Source organism: Janibacter sp. DB-40 (assembly GCF_029510815.1).
Taxonomy (GTDB): Bacteria; Actinomycetota; Actinomycetes; order Actinomycetales; family Dermatophilaceae; genus Janibacter.
In genome coordinates, this window is sequence record NZ_CP120360.1 from 2,871,148 (window position 1) to 2,891,492 (window position 20,345).

The 20,345-nt window shown below is 71.1% G+C and carries 21 protein-coding genes; 13 read left to right on the forward strand and 8 right to left on the reverse strand.

Annotation, left to right across the window (positions count from 1 at the left end; genetic code table 11):
• The first annotated feature begins 18 nt into the window (after positions 1 to 18).
• From arsM to PVE36_RS13785, 4 genes are all read left to right on the forward strand, one after another.
• Entirely contained in the window at positions 19 to 867 is an 849-nt protein-coding gene (arsM, locus tag PVE36_RS13770; RefSeq protein WP_277453135.1) for an arsenite methyltransferase, read from the forward strand.
• An 84-nt stretch (positions 868 to 951) separates the two neighbouring features.
• A complete protein-coding gene (gene arsB / locus PVE36_RS13775; protein WP_346780648.1) occupies positions 952 to 1,980 on the forward strand; it encodes an ACR3 family arsenite efflux transporter in 1,029 nt (342 codons plus the stop codon).
• Complete coding sequence (locus PVE36_RS13780) at positions 1,977 to 2,594, forward strand: arsenate reductase ArsC (protein WP_277453137.1); 618 nt, start codon at positions 1,977 to 1,979, stop codon at positions 2,592 to 2,594. The genes arsB and PVE36_RS13780 overlap by 4 nt, the downstream gene beginning before the upstream one ends.
• A gap of 29 nt (positions 2,595 to 2,623) precedes the next feature.
• Positions 2,624 to 3,019, forward strand: coding sequence for an arsenate reductase ArsC (locus tag PVE36_RS13785; RefSeq protein WP_277455854.1), 396 nt, complete (start codon positions 2,624 to 2,626; stop codon positions 3,017 to 3,019).
• A 22-nt stretch (positions 3,020 to 3,041) separates the two neighbouring features.
• Here the strand turns inward: PVE36_RS13785 and PVE36_RS13790 are convergent, their stop codons facing one another.
• Positions 3,042 to 4,508 carry a SulP family inorganic anion transporter gene (locus tag PVE36_RS13790; RefSeq protein ID WP_277455855.1) on the reverse strand — a complete coding sequence of 489 codons (1,467 nt, stop codon included), beginning with the start codon at positions 4,506 to 4,508 and terminating at the stop codon, positions 3,042 to 3,044.
• A 304-nt stretch (positions 4,509 to 4,812) separates the two neighbouring features.
• Here PVE36_RS13790 and PVE36_RS13795 point away from each other — a divergent pair, with 304 nt between their 5' ends.
• Positions 4,813 to 5,214 (forward strand): MerR family transcriptional regulator, encoded by a 402-nt coding sequence (locus tag PVE36_RS13795; RefSeq protein WP_277453138.1) that lies wholly within the window; start codon positions 4,813 to 4,815, stop codon positions 5,212 to 5,214.
• Positions 5,215 to 5,297: 83 nt separating this feature from the next.
• On the opposite strand, the gene nhaA is transcribed toward PVE36_RS13795, so the two are convergent.
• The 3 genes from nhaA to PVE36_RS13810 all read right to left on the reverse strand — a co-directional run bounded on the left by nhaA (position 5,298) and on the right by PVE36_RS13810 (position 7,382).
• Positions 5,298 to 6,536: a Na+/H+ antiporter NhaA gene (gene nhaA / locus PVE36_RS13800; protein WP_277453139.1), complete on the reverse strand. Its 1,239-nt coding sequence runs from the start codon at positions 6,534 to 6,536 to the stop codon at positions 5,298 to 5,300.
• Positions 6,537 to 6,659: 123 nt separating this feature from the next.
• The gene (locus PVE36_RS13805; RefSeq protein WP_277453140.1) at positions 6,660 to 6,815 is read right to left on the reverse strand and encodes a hypothetical protein; all 156 of its coding nucleotides are present in this window, start codon (positions 6,813 to 6,815) and stop codon (positions 6,660 to 6,662) included.
• Between the two features lie 39 nt (positions 6,816 to 6,854).
• Positions 6,855 to 7,382, reverse strand: coding sequence for a YbaK/EbsC family protein (locus PVE36_RS13810; RefSeq protein ID WP_277453141.1), 528 nt, complete (start codon positions 7,380 to 7,382; stop codon positions 6,855 to 6,857).
• Between the two features lie 111 nt (positions 7,383 to 7,493).
• Between PVE36_RS13810 and PVE36_RS13815 the strand changes: the two genes are divergently transcribed.
• The 8 genes from PVE36_RS13815 (at position 7,494) to PVE36_RS13850 (ending at position 15,851) form a co-directional block, all read left to right on the forward strand.
• A complete protein-coding gene (locus PVE36_RS13815) occupies positions 7,494 to 7,967 on the forward strand; it encodes a universal stress protein (RefSeq protein WP_277453142.1) in 474 nt (157 codons plus the stop codon).
• A 70-nt stretch (positions 7,968 to 8,037) separates the two neighbouring features.
• Positions 8,038 to 9,708 (forward strand): phosphoglucomutase (alpha-D-glucose-1,6-bisphosphate-dependent), encoded by a 1,671-nt coding sequence (gene pgm, locus PVE36_RS13820; RefSeq protein ID WP_277453143.1) that lies wholly within the window; start codon positions 8,038 to 8,040, stop codon positions 9,706 to 9,708.
• Positions 9,709 to 9,817: 109 nt separating this feature from the next.
• Positions 9,818 to 10,312, forward strand: a complete 495-nt coding sequence (locus tag PVE36_RS13825) for a helix-turn-helix domain-containing protein (protein ID WP_277453145.1) — start codon at positions 9,818 to 9,820, stop codon at positions 10,310 to 10,312.
• Between the two features lie 3 nt (positions 10,313 to 10,315).
• Positions 10,316 to 10,888 carry a PIN domain-containing protein gene (locus PVE36_RS13830; protein ID WP_277453146.1) on the forward strand — a complete coding sequence of 191 codons (573 nt, stop codon included), beginning with the start codon at positions 10,316 to 10,318 and terminating at the stop codon, positions 10,886 to 10,888.
• A gap of 77 nt (positions 10,889 to 10,965) precedes the next feature.
• Complete coding sequence (gene ilvA / locus PVE36_RS13835) at positions 10,966 to 12,219, forward strand: threonine ammonia-lyase IlvA (protein WP_277453147.1); 1,254 nt, start codon at positions 10,966 to 10,968, stop codon at positions 12,217 to 12,219.
• 44 nt (positions 12,220 to 12,263) lie between these two features.
• Complete coding sequence (locus tag PVE36_RS13840) at positions 12,264 to 13,070, forward strand: class I SAM-dependent methyltransferase (protein WP_277453148.1); 807 nt, start codon at positions 12,264 to 12,266, stop codon at positions 13,068 to 13,070.
• Positions 13,071 to 13,128: 58 nt separating this feature from the next.
• A complete protein-coding gene (locus PVE36_RS13845; protein ID WP_277453149.1) occupies positions 13,129 to 13,410 on the forward strand; it encodes a metal-sensitive transcriptional regulator in 282 nt (93 codons plus the stop codon).
• A gap of 236 nt (positions 13,411 to 13,646) precedes the next feature.
• Positions 13,647 to 15,851 (forward strand): heavy metal translocating P-type ATPase, encoded by a 2,205-nt coding sequence (locus PVE36_RS13850; RefSeq protein ID WP_277453150.1) that lies wholly within the window; start codon positions 13,647 to 13,649, stop codon positions 15,849 to 15,851.
• A 55-nt stretch (positions 15,852 to 15,906) separates the two neighbouring features.
• On the opposite strand, the gene PVE36_RS13855 is transcribed toward PVE36_RS13850, so the two are convergent.
• From PVE36_RS13855 to PVE36_RS13870, 4 genes are all read right to left on the reverse strand, one after another.
• The gene (locus tag PVE36_RS13855) at positions 15,907 to 17,067 is read right to left on the reverse strand and encodes an MFS transporter (protein ID WP_277453151.1); all 1,161 of its coding nucleotides are present in this window, start codon (positions 17,065 to 17,067) and stop codon (positions 15,907 to 15,909) included.
• A 313-nt stretch (positions 17,068 to 17,380) separates the two neighbouring features.
• Positions 17,381 to 18,550, reverse strand: coding sequence for an ABC transporter permease (locus PVE36_RS13860; RefSeq protein ID WP_277453152.1), 1,170 nt, complete (start codon positions 18,548 to 18,550; stop codon positions 17,381 to 17,383).
• Entirely contained in the window at positions 18,547 to 19,464 is a 918-nt protein-coding gene (locus PVE36_RS13865) for an ATP-binding cassette domain-containing protein (protein WP_277453154.1), read from the reverse strand. The genes PVE36_RS13860 and PVE36_RS13865 overlap by 4 nt, the downstream gene beginning before the upstream one ends.
• Positions 19,465 to 19,692: 228 nt before the next feature.
• A complete protein-coding gene (locus PVE36_RS13870) occupies positions 19,693 to 20,343 on the reverse strand; it encodes a response regulator transcription factor (RefSeq protein WP_277455856.1) in 651 nt (216 codons plus the stop codon).
• Between the last annotated feature and the right edge of the window lie 2 nt (positions 20,344 to 20,345).

Genomic DNA, 20,345 nt, shown 5'->3' on the forward strand with positions numbered 1-20,345 from the left:
GTCAAAGCAGGAGCGGTCATGACACAGCAGGACACCCACGAGATCGTCCGCGACCGGTACGCCGCAGCGGCGCGTCAGGCCCTCGACTCCCCCACGGACGGTGCGTCGTGCTGCGGCCCGACCGCCGAGTCGTGCTGCGGCCCGCAGGCCACCGACCCGATCACCGTCGGCCTCTACGAGGGGACGGACACCCCTTCGGACGCCGCCCTGGCCGCCTCGCTCGGGTGCGGCAACCCGACCGCCCTGGCCGAGCTGGCCCCCGGTGAGGACGTCCTCGACCTCGGTTCCGGCGGCGGCCTGGACGTGCTGCTCTCCGCCCGACGGGTCGGGCCGACCGGCACCGCCCACGGCCTCGACATGACCGACGAGATGCTCGAGCTCGCCCGACGCAACCAGGCCGAGGCCGGGATCGAGAACGCGCGGTTCCACAAGGGCACCATCGAGGACGTGCCGATGACCGACGGATCGGTCGACGTGATCATCTCCAACTGCGTCATCAACCTCTCCCCCGACAAGGACGCCGTGCTCGTCGAGGCGCACCGCGTCCTGCGGCCGGGCGGTCGCTTCGCGGTCTCCGACATCGTGCTCCTGCGCGAGATCCCCGACGCGCTGCGCGGCATCGTCGGCCTGTGGACCGGGTGCGTGTCCGGCGCGCTGCTCGACTCCGACTACGTGGCCAAGCTCGGCGACGCCGGCTTCACCGACGCCTCCGTCGAGGTCACCCGCACCTTCGACCGGGAGGAGCTGCAGCGCATGTCCGACATGGTGGGCGAGCACCTCCCCGAGGGCTGGACCCTCGATACCATCATCGATGCGCTGGACGGGGCCTTCGCCAGCGCCTTCGTCCGTGCCCGCAAGGAGAACTGAGTGTCCGTCACCACCCACGAGGCGCCCGAAGCGGCGCGTCTGTCGACCCTCGACCGCTACCTCGCCGTGTGGATCGGCCTGGCCATGGTCGCCGGGCTGCTGCTCGGCCGCGTCGTGCCCGGCCTCGGCGAGGCGCTCAGCGCGGTCGAGATCGACGGGATCTCGCTGCCGATCGCGCTCGGGCTGCTCGTGATGATGTACCCGGTCCTGGCGAAGGTGCGCTACGACAGGCTCGACACCGTCACCAGCGACCGCCGGCTGCTCGGGTCATCGCTCGTGCTCAACTGGCTCGTCGGCCCTGCCCTGATGTTCGCCCTGGCCTGGACCTTCCTGCCCGACCTACCCGAGTACCGCACCGGCCTGATCATCGTCGGGCTCGCCCGCTGCATCGCCATGGTCATCATCTGGAACGACCTGGCCTGCGGCGACCGGGACGCCGCCGCCGTGCTCGTGGCGATCAACTCGGTCTTCCAGGTCATCGCCTTCGCCGCGCTCGGCTGGTTCTACCTCGCCGTGCTGCCCGGCTGGCTCGGCCTGTCCCAGACGGGCCTCGACGTCTCCCCGTGGCAGATCGCGAAGTCGGTCCTGATCTTCCTCGGCATCCCGCTGCTGGCCGGCTACCTCTCCCGCAGGGTCGGCGAGCGCCGGTGGGGCCGCGAACGCTACGAGGAGTCCTTCCTGCCGAAGGTCGGTCCGTGGGCGCTCTACGGGCTGCTCTTCACGATCGTGCTGCTCTTCGCCCTCCAGGGTGAGGCGATCACCTCCCAGCCGCTCGACGTCGCCCGGATCGCCGTGCCGCTGCTGGCCTACTTCGCGATCATGTGGGGCGTCGGGTACCTCACCGGACGCCTGCTGCAGATGAGCTACGAGCGCACGACCACGCTCGCCTTCACCGCCGCCGGCAACAACTTCGAGCTGGCCATCGCCGTCGCGATCGCCACCTTCGGCGCGACGAGCGGCCAGGCCCTCGCCGGTGTCGTCGGGCCGCTCATCGAGGTCCCCGTCCTCGTCGGCCTGGTCTACGTCAGCCTCGCGCTGCGACGGCGATTCCCGCACTCGTCACCCGAGGCGTCCCCCGTCCAGCAGCGCGCCCTGTCCGAGGAGTCCTCGTGAGCGCCGACGGCACCTCCCCCTACGACCAGATCGTCGAGGACCTGACCTACGCCTACGAAGGGGTCTTCCCACCCGAGACGGTGGCCAAGGTCGTCGCGGAGGCCGGTGCGCTGCTCGGGCCGCGGGCGAGGATCACCCGGTACCTGCCGATCTTCGTCGCCCGGCAGGCCCGCGAGCAGCTGACGGCGGTGGCCCAGGCCGAGGGTCGGGTGGCCAAGCAGGTCCCCGAGCTCCTCTTCCTCTGCGTGCACAACGCCGGCCGCTCCCAGATGGCCGCAGCATTGGCCGAGCACCTGTCCGCCCGGCGGGTCCACGTGCGCTCCGCGGGCTCGGAGCCGGTGGACGAGGTCAACCCCACCGTCGTCGAGGCCCTCGCCGAGCGCGGGATCGACCTGACCACGCCCTACCCCAAGCCGCTGACGCACAGCGCGGTGCAGGCCGCCGACGTCATCGTCACCATGGGGTGCGGGGATGCCTGCCCGGTCTTCCCCGGCAAGCGCTACGAGGACTGGGACGTCGCCGACCCCGACGGCCAACTCCTCGAGGTCGTCCGCGACATCCGCGACGACATCCAGGCGCGGGTGACCACGCTGCTGCGCGAGGTGCTCGCATGACCACGACCCCACACCACCCGGAGTCCCCGATGACCGATCGCTCGTCCGTCCTCTACGTCTGCGTGCACAACGCCGGCCGCTCCCAGATGGCCGCGGCCTACACGCGCGTCCTCTCCGAGGGAGCCGTCGAGGTGCGCTCGGCCGGCTCCGCCCCGGCGGACTCGATCAACCCCGCCGTCCACGAGGCGATGCTCGAGGAGGGCATCGACCTGTCCGCCGAGTCGCCGAAGGTCCTGACTACCGACGCGGTGCAGGCCTCGGACGTCGTCATCACGATGGGCTGCGGCGACGCCTGCCCGATCTTCCCCGGCAAGCGCTACGAGGACTGGGAGCTGGCCGACCCGGCCGGCCAGGGGGTCGACGCCGTGCGCCCGATCCGCGACGAGATCAAGGGGCGGGTCCGCGAGCTGCTGGCCTCCCTCTGACGAAGGGGGTCGGCCCCCTTCGTCAGTGCCCGTCGCCGAGGCGACCGGAGAGCAGCTCGTGCCGGTCGGCCGAGGCCTGGTTGAGCCCGACGATCTCGACCGTCTTGCCGAAGCGCCCGTACTTCGCCTGCACCGCGTCGAGGGCGGCCACGGTCGACGCGTCCCAGATGTGGCTGTCGGACAGGTCGATGACCACGCGCTCGGGGTCGGCGCTGTAGTCGAACTGGTAGACGAGGTCGTTGCTCGTGGCGAAGAACAGCTCACCGGTGACCTTGTACACCCGCACGTCCGGCTCCCCGTCACCGTCGACATCGGTCTCGGTGATCCGCTCGACGTAGGCGAAGTGCGCCACGCGGCGGGCGAAGGCGATCATCGCGGCCACGACGCCGACGATCACGCCGTAGGCGAGGTTGTGGGTCGTCACGGTGACGATGACGGTCAGGGCCATGACGACGGTCTCGCCGCGCGGCATCCGGCGCAGCGTGGCCGGGTGGACGCTGTGCCAGTCGAAGGTCGCGACCGAGACCATGATCATCACCGCCACGAGCGCGGCCATCGGGATCATGCCCACCAGCGGGCCGGCACCGACGACGAGGGCCAGCAGGAAGGCGCCGGCGAGGAAGGTGGAGATCCGGGTGCGCGCGCCGGAGACCTTCACGTTGATCATCGTCTGGCCGATCATCGCGCAGCCACCCATGCCGCCGAAGAAGCCGGAGGCCATGTTGGCCACGCCCTGGCCCCAGGTCTCGCGGGTCTTGTCCGAGTGGGTGTCGGTGATGTCGTCGACGAGCTTGGCGGTCATCAGCGACTCGAGGATGCCGACGAGGGCCATGGCCAGGGCGAAGGGCCCGATGATCTGCAGCGTCTCGAGGGTCAGTGGCACGTTCGGCAGGAGCAGCTGGGGCAGCGACTGCGGCAGCTCGCCCTGGTCGGAGACGTCCGGCAGACTCCATCCACCGGCCCACACCACGGCGGTGATGGCCACGATCGCGACCAGCGGTGCGGGCAGCACGGTCGTCACCCGGGGCAGGCCGACCATGATGAGGATCCCGACCGCGACCATGGGGTAGACCAGCCACGGCACGCCCAGCAGGTAGGGCAGCTGCGCCATGAAGATGAGGATGGCCAGGGCGTTGACGAAGCCGACCATGACCATCCGCGGGATGAAGCGCATCAGCTTGGCCACGCCCAGCAGCGACAGCACGATCTGCAGGACGCCGGCGAGGACGACCGTGGCCAGGAAGTAGTCCATGCCGTAGTCGCGGGCGACGGGGGCGATGACCAGCGCGACGGCACCGGTGGCCGCCGAGATCATCGCGGGCCTGCCGCCGACGAAGGCGATCGTCACGGCCATGATGAAGCTCGAGAACAGACCCACCCGCGGGTCGACCCCGGCGATGATCGAGAACGAGATCGCCTCGGGGATCAGGGCCAGCGCGACGACGAGTCCGGCGAGGATCTCCGTCCTCAGCCGGCGGGGGTCGCGCAGCGCCGCCCGGGTGGACGTCTCGCGGGCGCCGGCCTCGGGCACCGCCGAGAAGTCGGGACCCGCGGGCACAGTACGGGTGGAGGAGTCGGGCACAGGGAGGTCCTTGGGTCAGCTGTCGTGGCGAAGGGGGTCGACGACCGTGTCGACCGGGTGCGCCGTGGCGCACCGCCCGAGCAGGGGAGGTCCGGGGGGTCTGCGGCCGCGGCGGCGGGCCAACTCTACCGCAACGTGAGAGTACCCGGATGCGGCTCCACCGGGAGGTAGCCTTCCCGCCATGTGCGGTGACGACGGGAGGAGGAGGCCCATGAGCCGGGCCCATGTGCACATCGGCGAGGTCGCCACCCGCACCGGCCTGTCGCACCGCACCATCCGCTACTACGAGGAGATGGGCCTGCTGACCCCGTCCGCGCGGACCGAGGGCGGCTTCCGGCTCTATGGCGAGGCTGACATCGAGCGGCTGCTGCTGGTCAAGCCGATGAAGCCGATGGGCTTCTCGGTCGAGGAGATGCGTCAGCTGGTGGACGCCCTCGACGTCCTCGCCGACGCCGACGCGAGCGCGGCGGACGCCTCGGCCGCCCGGACGCAGCTCGATGCGATCCACGAAGACGCCCTCACCAGGGTCGCGGAGCTGCAGGAGGCCACGGCCCGCGCCGAGGCCTTCACCCAGCAGCTGACGCAGCTCTCGTCACCGGCCGCCGAGCACTGACCCCGGGGCCGCCCGACTTCCCGTCCCTCTCCCTTTTCGCAACTGCTTAGGCTCTTGCGGTGGGTGGCCCGGGACTCGCCCCCTCAGACCCCCCGGCGCCCGGCGTCTTGGTTGCCCTCCGCAGCCCGGATCTGCCGGCTGCGCACCGACAGGATGATGCCTCCGACGATGGCCGCGGTGAAGGATCCCAGGAGCACGCCGATCTTCACGTGCTCTTCCGCGACGCCGCTGCTGCCGTAGGCCAGCTCACCCACGAGCAGCGAGACGGTGAAGCCGATGCCGGCCAGGAAGCTCGCCCCGACCAGGTCGCTCCAGCGCAGTGAGTCGTCCAGACGAAAGGACGGCAGGCGGCTGAGCGCGAAGCTCGTGCCGACGATGCCGATCGGCTTGCCGATGACGAGACCGGCCATGATCCCCAGCGTGATCGGGTCGGACAGCGCGCTGCGCAGCCCCTCGACACCACCGACGGCCACCCCGGCGGCGAAGAAGGCGAAGACCGGCACCGCGACCATCGTGGAGACGAAACCCCACTGGTCGGCCAGGTGGGCGGTGAGGCCGTCGTAGATCGGCTCACCGTCATCGCTCGTGCCCACCTGCACCCAGGCGCGCTTCGTGGCCAGCACGGGCACGGTGAAGCCGAGCAGGACGCCGGCCACGGTGGCGTGGACGCCCGCGGCGTGCACGAGGGCCCAGGTGATCACGCCCAGGGGCAGCAGCAGGTACCAGGAGTAGTAGCCCCGCTGCGCGAGGAGGGCGAAGAGCGCCAGCGGCACCACGGCGAGCAGGAGCCACTGCAGGTGCAGGCCCTCGGAGTAGACGACGGCGATGATCGTGATGGCGATGAGGTCGTCGACGATCGCCAGGGTCAGCAGGAATACCCGCAGCGCCGGGGGCAGGAAGCGCGCGACGACGGCGAGCACGGCGACGGCGAAGGCGATGTCGGTCGCGGTCGGGATCGCCCACCCGCGCAGCGCCTCGCTCCCCGCGGACATCGCGATGCCGACGAAGATCAGCGCCGGGACGACGACGCCGCCGACGGCCGCGGCGATGGGCATGGCCGCCTGTCGCGGGTCACGCAGCTTGCCCGCGACGAACTCCTCCTTCAGCTCCAGGCCGACCACGAAGAAGAAGATCGCCAGCAGGCCGTCGGCGGCCCACTCCCCCACGGTCAGGTCGAGGTGCAGCGCCGACGGACCGAAGGAGAAGTCACGTACGGCCTCGTACCAGCCGACGGCGGGCGAGTTGGCCAGGACGAGCGCCAGGACGGTGGCGCCGAGCAGCAGCGCACCGCCGAACGCGTCGCTGCGGGCGCTCTCGCGCACCCCTCGCCACAGTTCGTGGGGGGCGCGGCGCAGGGGTAGGGACGGTCGGTTTTCGGGCATGGGGGACTCAGCTCTCACGGGTTACCGGAATGGGCTACGCGTGCGTCGCCATGGACGCGGGGCTCACGCCGGTGGCGGGCACCCGGCGATCTCGCCGTGGGCGTTGGTGCCCCACTCGCTGGTCCAGCCGTTCGTGCCCGGATGGCGCATCGTGCGCATCAGTGCCCGCATGCGTGCGGCATTCGCCATCACGCTGTGGGTGGTCACTGGAGTCGGCACGTCCACGAGTCTACGGGCGGCCCGATCGCGCCGACGACGTCAGGACAGCGCGAGCGCCAGCACCTCGGCGGAAGGGAGGGCGGCCAGCTCGGTCGCGTCGACGAGCAGCTTCGAGCCGCGCACCCCGGAGCCGATGACGACCTCGCCGGCCGCGACCACGCCCTCGTCGAGGAGGACGGGCCACGCGTCCGGCAGGCCGATGGGGGTGATGCCGCCGTACTCCATTCCGGTCAGCCTCACGGCCTCGCCCATCGGGGCGAAGGAGATCTTGCGGGCGTCGATGTGCCGGCGCACCACGTTGTTGATGTCCGCCCGGTCCGTCGCCCGGACGAGGACAGCGGCGTACTTGGTCTCCCCACCCCTTCGCCCGGCCACGACGACGCAGTTGGCCGAGTGCTCCGGCGCGGACTCGTACGCCTCGCAGAAGGCGGCCGTGTCCGCCAGCTCCGGGTCGATCTCGGCGACCCGCGCGGAGGGGACGCGCCCGATCGCCGCGGCCACGGGAGGCGCCAGCCGGTCGGGGGCGTCGACGGCGGGGGTCCAGGTGAGGTTTCCGGCAGCGCTCATGGCACGACCGTAGCGCCGACGGGCGAGCCCTGTTCACCCCCTCGACGGTCTGGGAGACTGGTGGCACTGGGTGGTTGGCTCAGGGAGCCATTCGTCTTTGGGGTGGTCGTCGTGGCGTGGCCGGAACGCATCGTTCTCGGGGTCATCGGGCGCCGCGCGGACGAGCTCGCGCTGGCCTGGGCGTTCGGGCTCGCGCGCCGGTGGTCCGCCGAGCTGCACGTGGTCGCCGGGTACCACCCGCCGGTGGGGATGTTCCCCCACATCGTCACCGCGCACGAGCTGCAGGAGGCCCGTGACCGCGCCCGGAGCCAGCTGACCGCCACGGTGCGGGAGGCCCTCGTCGGGGTCGACCGCGACGCCATCGGCGAGATCGGACTGACACTCGTCACCGACAACCAGCTCGACCACGCCATCGCGACGCGGGCGCAGACGTCCGGACTCACGCTCTTCAGCGTCGTCCCCACCGGGCTCTTCGCCCGACGCCACCTCGCGCGGGCCCGCCGGGTCGCCGCCGGGCTGCCGTGCCCGTCCAGCCTCGGTCCGGGACGGGCCGTGGAACCGGCCGGGCTCGACCTCGTCCACTGACCGCAGCCCCCCGTGCGCGAGGATCCCGGCTCCCCGGACGGCGCCTTGTGCGCACCGCTACCGTCGTGGCATGAGCACAGCCGCTGATCGTGCCGGTACACCCGCCCTGCCCGAGGACCTCATCGACGTCAGCCACGTCGTCACCGCGTACTACGCGGTCCGGCCGAACCCAGAGGACGTCGACCAGCAGGTCGCCTTCGGGACCAGCGGGCACCGCGGGAAGTCCGTGGCCGGGTCCTTCAACGAGGCACACATCCTCGCGACGACCCAGGCGATCGTCGACGTCCGGCGCGCGCAGGGCATCGACGGGCCGCTCTTCCTCGGCCGCGACACCCACGCCCTCTCCGAGCCGGCGTGGGTCTCGGCGCTCGAGGTGCTCGCCGGCAACGAGGTCACGGTGCTCGTCGACCCCGCCGACCGCTACACGCCGACCCCGGCGATCTCGCACGCCATCCTCACCGCCAACCAGGGCAAGGATCTCAGTGCGAAGGGGGTGGGCCTGGCCGACGGCATCGTCGTCACCCCCTCGCACAACCCCCCGAGCGACGGCGGCTTCAAGTACAACCCCCCGCACGGCGGCCCGGCCGACTCCGACGCGACCACCGCGATCGCCGACGCGGCGAACGCCCACCTCAGGGATGGGCTGCGGCAGGTGCGGCGCACCCCCTTCGCCCGGGCCCGGGCCGAGGCCACCGAGCACGACTACCTGACCGCCTACGTCGACGACCTGCCGAACGTCGTCGACCTCGCCCGGATCAAGGAGGCGGGGGTGCGCATCGGCGCCGACCCGATGGGCGGCGCCGCCGTCGACTACTGGGGTGCGATCGGCGAGCGCCACGGGCTGGACCTGACCGTCGTCAACCCGCTTGTCGACCCGACGTGGCGCTTCATGACGCTGGACAAGGACGGGCAGATCCGCATGGACTGCTCCTCCCCCTCCGCGATGGCCAGCCTGATCGCCAGCAAGGACCGCTTCGACATCGCCACCGGCAACGACGCCGACGCCGACCGGCACGGCATCGTCACCCCCGACGGCGGGCTGATGAACCCCAACCACTACCTCGCCGTCGCGCTGCAGTACCTCTACGGCGGCGCGCGCCCGGGGTGGTCGAGCGAGCGGATCGGCAAGACGCTCGTGTCCAGCTCGATGATCGACCGCGTCGCCGCCGACCTGGGCAAGGAGCTGTGGGAGGTGCCGGTCGGCTTCAAGTGGTTCGTGCCGGGCCTGCTCGACGGATCGGTCGGCTTCGGTGGGGAGGAGTCGGCGGGGGCGTCGTTCCTGCGCTTCGACGGGTCGGTGTGGACGACCGACAAGGACGGGATCATCCTGGCGCTGCTCGCCTCCGAGATCACCGCGACCACGGGTCGCAGCCCGAGCCAGCACTACGCGGACCTCGTCGCGCGCCACGGCGAGCCCGCCTACGCCCGTGAGGACGCCCCGGCCGACCGCGCGCAGAAGGCCGCGCTGAAGGCACTCACCCCCGACGCCGTCACCGCCGACTCGATCGCCGGCGAGCCGATCACGGCGAAGCTGACGCAGGCCCCAGGCAACGGCGCCCCCATCGGCGGGCTGAAGGTCGTCACCGAGTCCGCGTGGTTCGCCGCCCGCCCCTCCGGCACCGAGGACAAGTACAAGATCTACGCCGAGTCCTTCCGCGGGTCCGAGCACCTCACCCAGGTCCAGGCGGACGCGAAGGGGGTCGTCGACGCCGCCCTGCGGGGGCCGTCGGCGCAAGGGTGACGGCGTTGTGTGCGCTCGGCTGACGATATTTCGTGGGCCAGGCGTGCACATCGACGTCGGGCCCGGGGCAGCGCCTTTCGTTTTGTTCGTTTCTGACTAGGATGGTGCCATGGCCCGCACAGCAGCATCCGCACATTCACACACCTACCTTCCCGACGGCGCGAACGAGGCAGAGATCCTGGACTTCATCGGGGCACTGGAGCGCGCCGGCGGTCAAGCGCCGGCGCAGCGACCCGCCGTGGTTGCCGCCGACGGCACTCGCCACGAGATCCCTGAGTCGATGGTCGACGTCCTGCGACAGGTCGCCGAGGCATTGAGTGCAGGCATGGGCGTCAATGTCGCTCCGTTGAACTCGATGCTGACCACTCAGGAGGCAGCAGACTTCCTGGGCATTTCCCGCCCCACCTTCGTCCGCATACTCGAGCGCGGCGAAGTCCCCATGGAGAAACCAGGCCGCCACCGGTACGTCCGACTACGCGACCTGCTCGACTACCAGGAACGCGTCCGCACAGAGCGTCGAGACGCTCTCGGCGAGATGGTGCGTGCCGGCCAGGAGTCCGATCTCTACGAAGCCGCCGACGGCATACCGCCTGCGATGCGCTGATTCATGACGTTCCCCGTCTTTCTCGACACCTGCGTCCTCTATCCACCGACCCTGTGCGACTTGCTGCTGCGCATTGCGGAGACCGGCGCCTTCCGGCCGCACTGGTCGCATGATGTCCTGACAGAGTTGGAGCGCAACCTCTCGAAGGTCGCGACTGCAGGTACTGACGGAGCACAGAGGCGGGTCGCTGCCATGTCGCAGGCATTTCCCGAGGCCTCGGTGACGAGCTACGAATCGCTCATCGACAGCATGACGTGCGATCCGAAGGACAGGCACGTACTGGCTGCAGCAACTCACAGCGGCTGCCAAGTCATCGTGACTTTCAACCTCAAGGACTTCCCTGCCGATGCGCTGGCCCCTCACGCCCTCGAAGTGGTGGCGCCTGACGACTTCCTCCTCGACCAGCTCGACCTCTATCCGCGCCACGTCACCGCTGCACTCGCGTCGCAGTGCGAGGACAGTCAACGGCCACCGTTCACGCCATTCACCCTGCTGGAGTCACTGGCGCGATGCGGGGCACCTCGCTTCGGCGTCGAGGTGCGTCGCAAGCTCGATATCGCCTCGTGGTCGAGGTGAACCGGGTCAGAGAGGGCGTGCGTCCAGCAACCGGTTCAGTTCGCGGGGATCGACAGCGCGAGGGCTACCGTGGGGTCGTGACTGCTGCATCCCCACTGACCGCGGCCGACGTCGACGAGGCGGCCGCACTGCTGGCCGATTTCCTCCCGCCGACGCCGCTGCAGCGCAGCGAGCGCCTGTCCGCCGCGACCGGCGCCGAGGTCTGGCTCAAGCGCGAGGACCTGCAGCCGGTGCGGTCGTACAAGATGCGTGGGGCCTTCACGCTCATCGCCTCCCTGCCCGAGGAGCAGCGGGCGAAGGGGGTCGTCGCCGCGAGCGCCGGCAACCACGCCCAGGGCGTGGCCTTCGCCGGGCAGCGGCTCGGGGTCCACTCGCGGATCTACCTGCCGCGCAACACTCCTCGCCAGAAGCGTGACCGCGTCGCCGCCCTCGGTGGGGACATGGTCGAGGTCATCGTCACCGGCGAGGTCTACGACGACGCCGCGGCCGCGGCAGCAGCCGACGCGGAGCGCACCGGCGCCGTCGTCGTCCCCGCCTTCAACGCGGTGGAGACCATGGCCGGCCAGGGAGCCGTCGCCGTGGAGATCCTCGAGCAGCTCGGCCGCGCACCCGATGTCGTCACCGTGCCCGTCGGCGGCGGTGGCCTCCTGGGCGGTATGTCGACGTGGTTGGCCGCCCACGCCTCCGACACCCGCCTCGTCGGCGTGGAGCCCGAGGGCGCGGCCTCGATGGCCGCGGCCCTGGCCGCCGGGGCGCCGGTCACGCTCGAGGAGGTCTCCCCCTTCGTCGACGGGGCCGCGGTCCGCCGGGTCGGGGACCTCACCCACGCGGCCGTCGCCGCCACCGGGGCGGAGCTGACCACCGTGTCCGAGGGCGCGATCTGCGTCGAGATGCTGGACATGTACCAGACCGACGGGATCATCGCCGAGCCCGCGGGAGCCATGGCCACGACCGTCCTGGCCGACCTCGACCTCGCCCCGGGGTCGACCGTCGTCGCCGTCGTCTCCGGGGGCAACAACGACGTCTCCCGCTACGCCGAGATCGTCGAGCGGGCGCTGGTCCACGAGGGGCGCAAGCACTACTTCCTCGTCGACTTCCCGCAGGAGCCGGGGGCGCTGCGGCGCTTCCTCGACGACGTCCTCGGGCCGGAGGACGACATCACCTTCTTCGACTACATCAAGCGCAACAACCGCGACACCGGCACGGCGGTCGTCGGCCTCGAGCTCGGCGACCCGGAGGACCTGCTGCCGCTGCTCGCGCGGATGGACACCTCCCCGCTGGGCATCGAGACGATCGCGCCGGACAGCCCGCTCTTCCGCATCATCGGCTGACCCAGGGCCTGTCATTGCGGGCACGACAGGGTCATACTCGAAGGGTGTCCACCGACAGCGTCTTCGCTGGATCGATCCCCGAGCTCTACGACACCCTCGTGGTGCCGATGATGTTCCTCGACTATGCCGAGGACGTCGCCGCCGAGGTCGCCTCGGCCGCGCCCCACGACGTGCTGGAGACCGCCGCAGGTACCGGGGCCGTGACCCGGTCGCTGCACCGGCTCCTGCCCTCGGCCCGGATCACGGCCACCGACCTCAGTCCGGGGATGCTCGACCGGGCGGCCACCGTCCTCCCGTCGTCCGACCTCGTGCGCTGGATCCCCGCCGACGCGCAGGACCTCCCCTTCGACGACGCGTCCTTCGACGCGGTCATGTGCCAGTTCGGAGTCATGTTCTTCCCGGACCGCCCGGGCGCGTATGCGCAGGTGCGCCGCGTCCTGCGTCCCGGCGGGCGCCACGTCATGGCCGTCTGGGGGCGGATCGAGGACAACGAGGCCAGCCTGGCCGTGGCTGAGGCGCTCACGGTGCTCTTCGTCGATGACCCACCGCAGTTCCTGCGACGCACCCCCTTCGGGTACACCGACGTGACCGTCATCCGGACGGAGCTCGAGGATGCCGGCTTCACCGACGTCAGCATCCGCACGGTCACGCACCACAGTCGGCCCACGTCCGCCCGCGACATCGCCGTCGCGCACTGCCAGGGGACCCCGTTGGCGCACATCCTCGCCGAGCGCCACGTCGACACCGCCCGCACCACCGCGGAGTTGACCCGGCTGCTCGAGGCGCGGTGGGGCACGCAGCCCTACGTCGGCCGTCTCTCGGCCCACGTGGTGACCGCCGTCGCCGCCTGACGCTCATACCCTGAGGGGGTATGATGGGGCAGAACGACGACACCTCTGGAGGAACCCCATGGCCGGATACAGCGGCAGCAAGGAGCAGTATCTCAAGCGGCTCGGCCGTGTCGAGGGCCAGATCCGCGGCATCGCCCGCATGGTCGAGGACGACACGTACTGCATCGACATCCTCACCCAGGTCTCCGCGGCGACCAAGGCGCTGCAGGCCGTCAGCCTCGGCCTGCTCGAGGACCACGTCGGTCACTGCGTCGTCGACGCCGCCCGCGAGAGCGACGAGGCCGCCGCGGAGAAGGTCACCGAGGCCAGCGAGGCGATCGCCCGACTGGTGCGGTCCTGACCGCCCAAACGTCGCAGGAGCCTAAGCAGTTGCGACAGGTGACCGCCCGGACGTCGCAAGAGCCTAAGCAGTTGCGACAGGTGACCGCCCGGACGTCGCAAGAGCCTAAGCAGTTGCGGAGAAGGATGGGGTGACGCACCCCCTTCGCCTCCCCGAACCACCCCGCCCGATCAGGAGAATGAAGCCATGGACACCACCCCCTTCTCCCCCTGCGCCGGGACCACGGTGACGACCTGATGTCGACCGTGACCGACCCCCGCTCCGAGTCGACGACGGACGAGCACACCGTCGACCTGGCCATCACGGGGATGACCTGCGCCTCCTGCTCGGCCCGGGTCGAGCGCAACCTCGGCAAGATCGACGGCGTCGACGCCGTCGTCAACCTCGCGACGGAGAAGGCCCGGGTCAGCCACCCGGAGTCGGTGAGCATCGACGAGCTGATCGCGACGGTGGAGAAGTCCGGCTACGGCGCCACCGTCATCGAGCCGGAGGCCCGCCTCACTCCCCCCAAGCACACCCCGGTCGCCCGCGCCGACCTCGCCCGACGCGCGATCGTGGCCGCAGCGCTCGCCGCGGTCGTCGTGCTGCTCGCGATGGGGCCGTGGAGCTTCCCCGCGAACCCGTGGCTGCAGCTGCTCGTGACCACCCCGGTCGTGGTGTGGGCGGCGTGGCCCTTCCACCGCGCGGCGTTCGTCAATGCCCGCCATCTCGCGTCGACGATGGACACCCTCGTCTCTCTCGGTGTCAGCGCCGCGTACCTGTGGTCGCTCGTCACCCTGCTCACCGGCGCGGGCGAGGGCGGGCACTACTACTTCGAGACCGCGGCCGTCATCACCACCTTCCTGCTCATCGGCCGTTGGCTCGAGGCCCGCAGCAAGGACGAGGGGCGCTCCGCACTCACCGAGCTCATGGACCTCGGGGCGAAGGGGGTGGCAGTCCAGCGGATCGACTCGCGCTCCCGGGCCACCACCGAGGTCATCCTGCCGCTGCATGAGCTGCAAGTCGGCGACCACTTCATCGTGCGGCCGGGAGAGAAGGTCGCGACCGACGGCCGCATCATCGACGGCACGAGCTCCATCGACACCTCGCTGGTCACCGGGGAGTCCGTGCCCGTCGACGTGCGCTCGGGTGACCGGGTCGACGCCGGCACCGTCAACACCTCCGGGCGGCTGATCGTCGAGGCGACTGCGGTGGGCTCGGACACGACCTTCGCCGCGATCGTGCGGCTCGTCGAGCAGGCACAGACCGGCAAGGCCGACGTCCAGCGCCTCGCCGACCGGGTCTCCGCGGTCTTCGTCCCCGCCGTCCTGGTGGTCGCGCTGCTGACCTTCGTCGGCTGGTGGATCGGCTCCGGGTCGGCGACGACCGCGATCGGCGTCGCCGTGACGGTGCTGATCATCGCCTGCCCGTGCGCGCTGGGCCTGGCCACGCCGATGGCGCTGCTCGTCGGCACCAGCCGTGGCGCGCAGAAGGGCATCCTCATCAAGGGCCCGCAGGTCCTCGAGGACACCCGCCGCATCGACACCCTCGTCCTGGACAAGACCGGCACGATCACCACGGGCGTCGCCCAGGTGACCGACCTCGCCGCCGCTCCGGGGCTGCACCCCGCAGCCGTCCTCACCGCGGCCGCGGCCGTCGAGACCGGCAGCGAGCACCCGATCGCGCGAGCCATCGTGCGCCGCGCGCAGGACCAGGGGATCAAGATCCCGCGGATCACAGACTTCGAGAGCCTCCCCGGCTCCGGCGCGGTCGCGAGCATCAAGGGCACCCGCGTCACCGTCGGCACGTCCGACCTCTTCGACGAGGTGCCGCCGGAGCTGGCGACGCTCGAGCGCCGCGGCACGACCGTCTTCGTCGGGTGGGAGCGCAAGGCCCGCGGGGCGCTCACCGTGGCCGACGAGGTCCGCGACACCTCCGGCGACGCGATCCGTGCACTGCGGTCCGAGGGCCTGCAGGTGTGGCTGCTCAGCGGCGACGCCGAGCACAACGCGACCGCGATCGCGGCGACCGTCGGCATCGACGCCGAGCACGTCATCGCCGGCGTCCGCCCGCAGGACAAGCACGACGTCATCGAGCGACTCCAGGGCGAGGGTCGGGTCGTCGCGATGGTCGGCGACGGCGTCAACGACGCGGCCGCGATCGTGCGTGCCGACCTCGGGATGGCGATGGGCACCGGCACCGACGTCGCGATGGAGTCGGCCGACATCGTCCTCGTGCACGCCGACCTCGAGTCGGTCCCCCGCGCGATCTCCCTCTCCCGGGAGACGCTGAAGGTGATCAAGCAGAACCTGGGCTGGGCCTTCGGCTACAACATCGCCGCGATCCCGCTCGCCGTGGCCGGTCTGCTCAACCCGATGATCGCCGGCGCCGCGATGGCGATGAGCTCGGTCCTCGTCGTGCTCAACTCCCTTCGGCTGCGCAAGGTGCTGCCGGACGACTGAGGGGGCCGCCCCCTTCGTCGGGTGGATGTATCCGCGCGCGTCCCCACACGCGCGATTACATCGACCCGGCGGCAGGGCGGTGCAGGAGGAGGGCCACTCCGCTGGCGAGGGAGACCACGCCCGTGGCGACCAGGAGCATCGTCATCCCCATGGCGGGAAGCAGCGCGCCGGCCACGGCAGGAGCAGCCACCGAGGCGACCGCGCCCACGACCAGGCACACCGTGAAGGCCGTCCCCGCACGCTCGGGGAGCACCTCGGCAGTCCACACCGCCAGGACCGCCGATCCGGTCATGTAGCCCACGCCGAAGACGCAGGCCGAGGCCGCCACGGCCGGCACGGAGTCACTCGCCAGTCCCAGCGGCGCCAACGCCGCGGCCACCGCCACCAGGCACAGCGCCGCGACCCGGGCACTACCCAGACGCTGCGCGAGCGCCCCCGTCATCACGGCCACCATGCCGGTCGTCCCCATCACCATGTAGAGGACCGGCACGGCTCCAGTCGGGAGGTCGCTGCTCTCGAGGACGTCGGCGGCGTAGGTGAAGTAGACGACGATCGCTGCGAAGTAGACGAGCGAGTAGGCGATCGGCACCCGCAGCACCCGCACCGGCATGATGAGGCCTCGCCACCCGGCTCGCGGGGTCGAGGAGCTGCGCGGCGGTACCTTCGGGACCAGTCGCACGTTGACGATGGCGGCGACGACCGCGGCGAGGGCGATGCCGGTCCAGACCAGACGCCACGAACCCGTCGTGGCCAGGACGGCCAGACCGCCCAGCAGGACCAGGCCGCCGCTGGTGCCCGTCGTGATGATCGCCAGGGCCCGCGGCTGCGCGCGCTCGGGCACCGTCCGCGTCACGATGTCCGAGTACGGTGCCCAGGCCCAGCCGCCCGCACTGCCGGCGAGCACGACGCCCACGGCAAGCAGCCACGGGGACTGCGCGAGGGTCACGATCACCGCCCCGGCCGTACCGCTGACCGCACCGACGCTCGTCGGGGCGCGGGGGCCCCTACGGACGGAGAGCGGCCGCGCGAGCAGCAAACCGGCCAGGTACCCGGCGAACGTCGCGCTCGAGATCAGGCCGAGGACGAGCTCGGACAGCTCGAGGTCCTCCTGGATGTCGGGCAGCGTCACCCCGTAGGCGTACCGCGCCATGCCGAAGGTGACTCCGACCACCGCTGCCCCGGCCGCCCCGACCCGACCGGCCGACGACAACGCCATGCCTTCTCCTCATCCTCGTCATCCGGACGGCACCACAGGCGCTGTCGCTCCTGCCGTGGCCACGTGTCCCGGCAGTTGCCGTGCACTACCCAGCGCAGGCGTTACCCCGTGCCCGTTGGTCGATGCATCCAGGCACGCCGCGATCCCTTCGCCTCGCCCCGAGGAGCCGGACGCGTCTGACGAGGATCGGCCGGGCACTCCCCCTGCGGGTGCCCGGCCGGCCCTCGTCTCCCCTCCCCTTCGTCCCCCTCCCCGCTGGATCGACGTATTCGCGCGTGTCCCCACACGCGGGATCACATCGACTCGGCGGAGCTCAGATCTCGGCCTTCCACGCCTGGGCGATCGTCAGCTTGCCGGAGGTCTGCATCAGCGCCCGCCGGTAGATCCGCTCGGCGAGGAGGACGACTGCGCCGGTCGCGAGGGCGAGCAGGCCGAGGCTGAGCAGCGCCTCCCACCACGCCGACTCGCCGGTGACCAGACGCATCGGCTGCAGGATCGCCGAGAACGGCGGGACCCAGGCGAGCACCTCGGCGACCGTGCCCTCGGCGAAGAGCGCGCCGAAGAACATCACCATGGTCAGCACCGTCACCGGCAGCGAGGTGGATTGGATGTCCTCCTGCCGGGAGGCGAGCGCCCCGGCGACGGCGTACATCGCCGCGATCATCGTGAAGCCCGCGAGGAAGAAGACGACGAACCAGGCCACGCCCGAGGTGAAGCTCGGCAGCAGGTCGCCCCAGTCCGTGAAGGTCACCCCGACGAGGGCGACGACGCCGAAGAGCACGAGCTGGCCCACGGCGAGCGCGACGGCGGCGGCGAGCTTGCCGACGAGCAGCTGGCGAAGGGGGATCGACGTCGCGATGATCTCCACGATGCGGGACTGCTTCTCCTCGGTCACGCTCATCGCGAGGTACATCCCGAAGACGATGGCGGCCATGTAGAACAGGATCGCCATGGCGAAGCCGACCGCCTGGCCGATCATCTGCTGCTCGGCGTCACCGTCGAGGACGTCCGTGGTCACGGAGCTGCCCGCCTGGAGTGCGCCCAGGTCGGTGCCTGCGTCGGCGGCGTTCGCGGCGAGGACGTGCTGGCGGATGGTGTCCTCCGCCATGGCCCGCAGCTCGGGGTCGACCTCGGACTTGCCGATCAGCTGCCAGCCCTCGTCGGTCGGCGAGAGCCAGGCGTCGACCGTCTCCTCCGTGACCGCGGCCTTCGCGGCGGCGGCGTCGTCGACCTCGGTGGTCTCGATCGTCACCGTGTCGTCGTTCCCGGAGCCCTGCTCGACCAGGACCTCACCCATCTGCGCGGACTGGGTGGTGACTGCCACGTCGTAGGTCGTCTCGTTACTGCTCAGCCAGATCTGGAAGCCGATGAGGCCGACGATGATCACGAGGGTGAAGAGGGTCGACCCGAGGAAGGTCTTGTCGCGCAGGCGGACCGACACGTCACGTTGTGCGACGAGTGCCCAGGAGCTCGCGGTGCTCATGCCGTCACCTCTCGGTAGACCTCGGACAGGGGCGGGACGATCGGGCTGACCTCGAGGACACCCCCACGGCGCAGGCCCTCGGCGAGCACCTCGCCGAGGAGCCGGCGGCGCTCCTCCTCGGAGTCGGTCGGGATGTCGATGATCGCGGTCGGTCCGTCGACGTCGACGGCGGCCAGGCCGGGCAGCTCCCGCACCCAGCCGGCGTCGCGGACGGCGACGAGACGGTGGCGCTGCGGCGCTCCACCACGCAGCTCGGTGGGGCTGCCGCTGGCGCGCACCCGGCCCTTGGCGAGGATGACGAGCCTGTCGCAGAGCCGGTCGACGAGGTCGAGTTGGTGGCTGGAGAAGAGGACCGGCACCCCGCGTGAGGTGTGCTCGCGCAGCAGGTCGGCCATCGAGTCGACGGCATCGGGGTCGAGCCCGGAGAAGGGCTCGTCGAGGATCAGCGCTGCCGGCTCGATCGTCAGCGCGGCCGCGATCTGCACCCGCTGCTGGTTGCCGAGGGAGAGGGACTCGACGGGGTCGTGGGCGCGGTCGGCGAGGCGCAACCGCTCAAGGAGGACCATGACCGACCGGCGGGCGGCCGTGCGGGACAGGCCCTTGAGCTGGCCGAGGTGGATCAGCTGGTCGAGGACCTTCTGCTTCGGGTACAGGCCGCGCTCCTCGGGCATGTAGCCGATCGTGCGCTGGTCGGCGGTCGTGATCGGCCGGTCGCCCCAGAGCACCCGTCCCTCGGTGACCGACAGCACGCCCATGATCATGCGCATCGTCGTCGTCTTCCCGGCCCCGTTGCCTCCGACGAAGCCGGTCATCATCCCCTGCTCGACCGTGAAGTCGACGTGGTCGACGGCGGTGAGGTCACCGAACCGTCGCGTCAGCCCCTCCACGGTGATGTCCTGCGGTGTCGTGTCCATGCGGACAACGCTATTGAGCCGACCACCTCGGCGGATCAGCCTCCGGGGTGGTCTCAGGGCGAAGGGGGCCTCCCCCTAGGGGCGGAGGGCGGTGGACCCGACTCGCCCTCCCGACCCACGCAACTGCTTGGGCTCGTGCGGGCCCGGCCGTGCAACTGCTTAGGCTCCTGCGGGCCCGACCCTGCAACTGCTTAGGCTCCTGCGAATCAGAGGGGGCGGCGGGGCCGGTCAGACGATGCTGGCCTCGTGCGCGATGATCACCGCGCCGACCCGGTCGCGCACCTGCAGCTTGGCGAAGATGCTCGACACGTGCGTCTTGACCGTGGCAGCGCCGATGACCAGCTCGCCGGCGATCTCGGCGTTGGAGCGCCCGGCACCGATGAGCCGCAGCACGTCGAGCTCCCGCCCCGTGAGGTACGACAGCAGCTCGGCGTGGCGTCCGCCCTCCTCGGCCCCCTGCGGCGCGGCGGACATCTGCGCGATGACCCGCTTGGTCACCTCGGGGGCCAGCAGCGCGTGCCCGTGCCCGACGGCGCGCAGGGCGTCGACGAGCTGCTCCGCATCCGCGTTCTTCAGCAGGAATCCGCTTGCGCCCGCCTGCAGCGCGTCGAAGAGGTAATCGTCCCGGTCGAAGGTGGTCAGGATGAGCACGTGCCCGAGCCCGCGCTCGACGATCTCGCGGGTGGCGGCGATCCCGTCCATGACCGGCATCTGCACGTCCATGACGATGACATCGGGCCGGTGCGCGGCCGCCAGCTCGACCGCCTCGCGGCCGTTCGCGGCCTCACCGACGACCGCCAGGTCCTCCTCGACCGAGAGCATCATCGCGAAGCCGGACCGGATCAGCGGCTGGTCGTCGACGAGCAGCACCCGCAGCATCC

Bases quoted from the DNA above. Each gene is read 5' to 3' on its own strand.
- PVE36_RS13855 (WP_277453151.1), bottom strand. From the start codon at position 17,067: ATGGCGTTGTCGTCGGCCGGTCGGGTCGGGGCGGCCGGGGCAGCGGTG.
- PVE36_RS13795 (WP_277453138.1), top strand. From the start codon at position 4,813: ATGAGCCGGGCCCATGTGCACATCGGCGAGGTCGCCACCCGCACCGGC.
- arsB (WP_346780648.1), top strand. From the start codon at position 952: ATGGTCGCCGGGCTGCTGCTCGGCCGCGTCGTGCCCGGCCTCGGCGAG.
- PVE36_RS13850 (WP_277453150.1), top strand. From the start codon at position 13,647: ATGTCGACCGTGACCGACCCCCGCTCCGAGTCGACGACGGACGAGCAC.
- PVE36_RS13785 (WP_277455854.1), top strand. From the start codon at position 2,624: ATGACCGATCGCTCGTCCGTCCTCTACGTCTGCGTGCACAACGCCGGC.
- arsM (WP_277453135.1), top strand. From the start codon at position 19: ATGACACAGCAGGACACCCACGAGATCGTCCGCGACCGGTACGCCGCA.
- PVE36_RS13810 (WP_277453141.1), bottom strand. From the start codon at position 7,382: ATGAGCGCTGCCGGAAACCTCACCTGGACCCCCGCCGTCGACGCCCCC.
- PVE36_RS13845 (WP_277453149.1), top strand. From the start codon at position 13,129: ATGGCCGGATACAGCGGCAGCAAGGAGCAGTATCTCAAGCGGCTCGGC.
- PVE36_RS13870 (WP_277455856.1), bottom strand. From the start codon at position 20,343: ATGCTGCGGGTGCTGCTCGTCGACGACCAGCCGCTGATCCGGTCCGGC.
- PVE36_RS13860 (WP_277453152.1), bottom strand. From the start codon at position 18,550: ATGAGCACCGCGAGCTCCTGGGCACTCGTCGCACAACGTGACGTGTCG.
- PVE36_RS13825 (WP_277453145.1), top strand. From the start codon at position 9,818: ATGGCCCGCACAGCAGCATCCGCACATTCACACACCTACCTTCCCGAC.
- PVE36_RS13865 (WP_277453154.1), bottom strand. From the start codon at position 19,464: ATGGACACGACACCGCAGGACATCACCGTGGAGGGGCTGACGCGACGG.
- pgm (WP_277453143.1), top strand. From the start codon at position 8,038: ATGAGCACAGCCGCTGATCGTGCCGGTACACCCGCCCTGCCCGAGGAC.
- PVE36_RS13830 (WP_277453146.1), top strand. From the start codon at position 10,316: ATGACGTTCCCCGTCTTTCTCGACACCTGCGTCCTCTATCCACCGACC.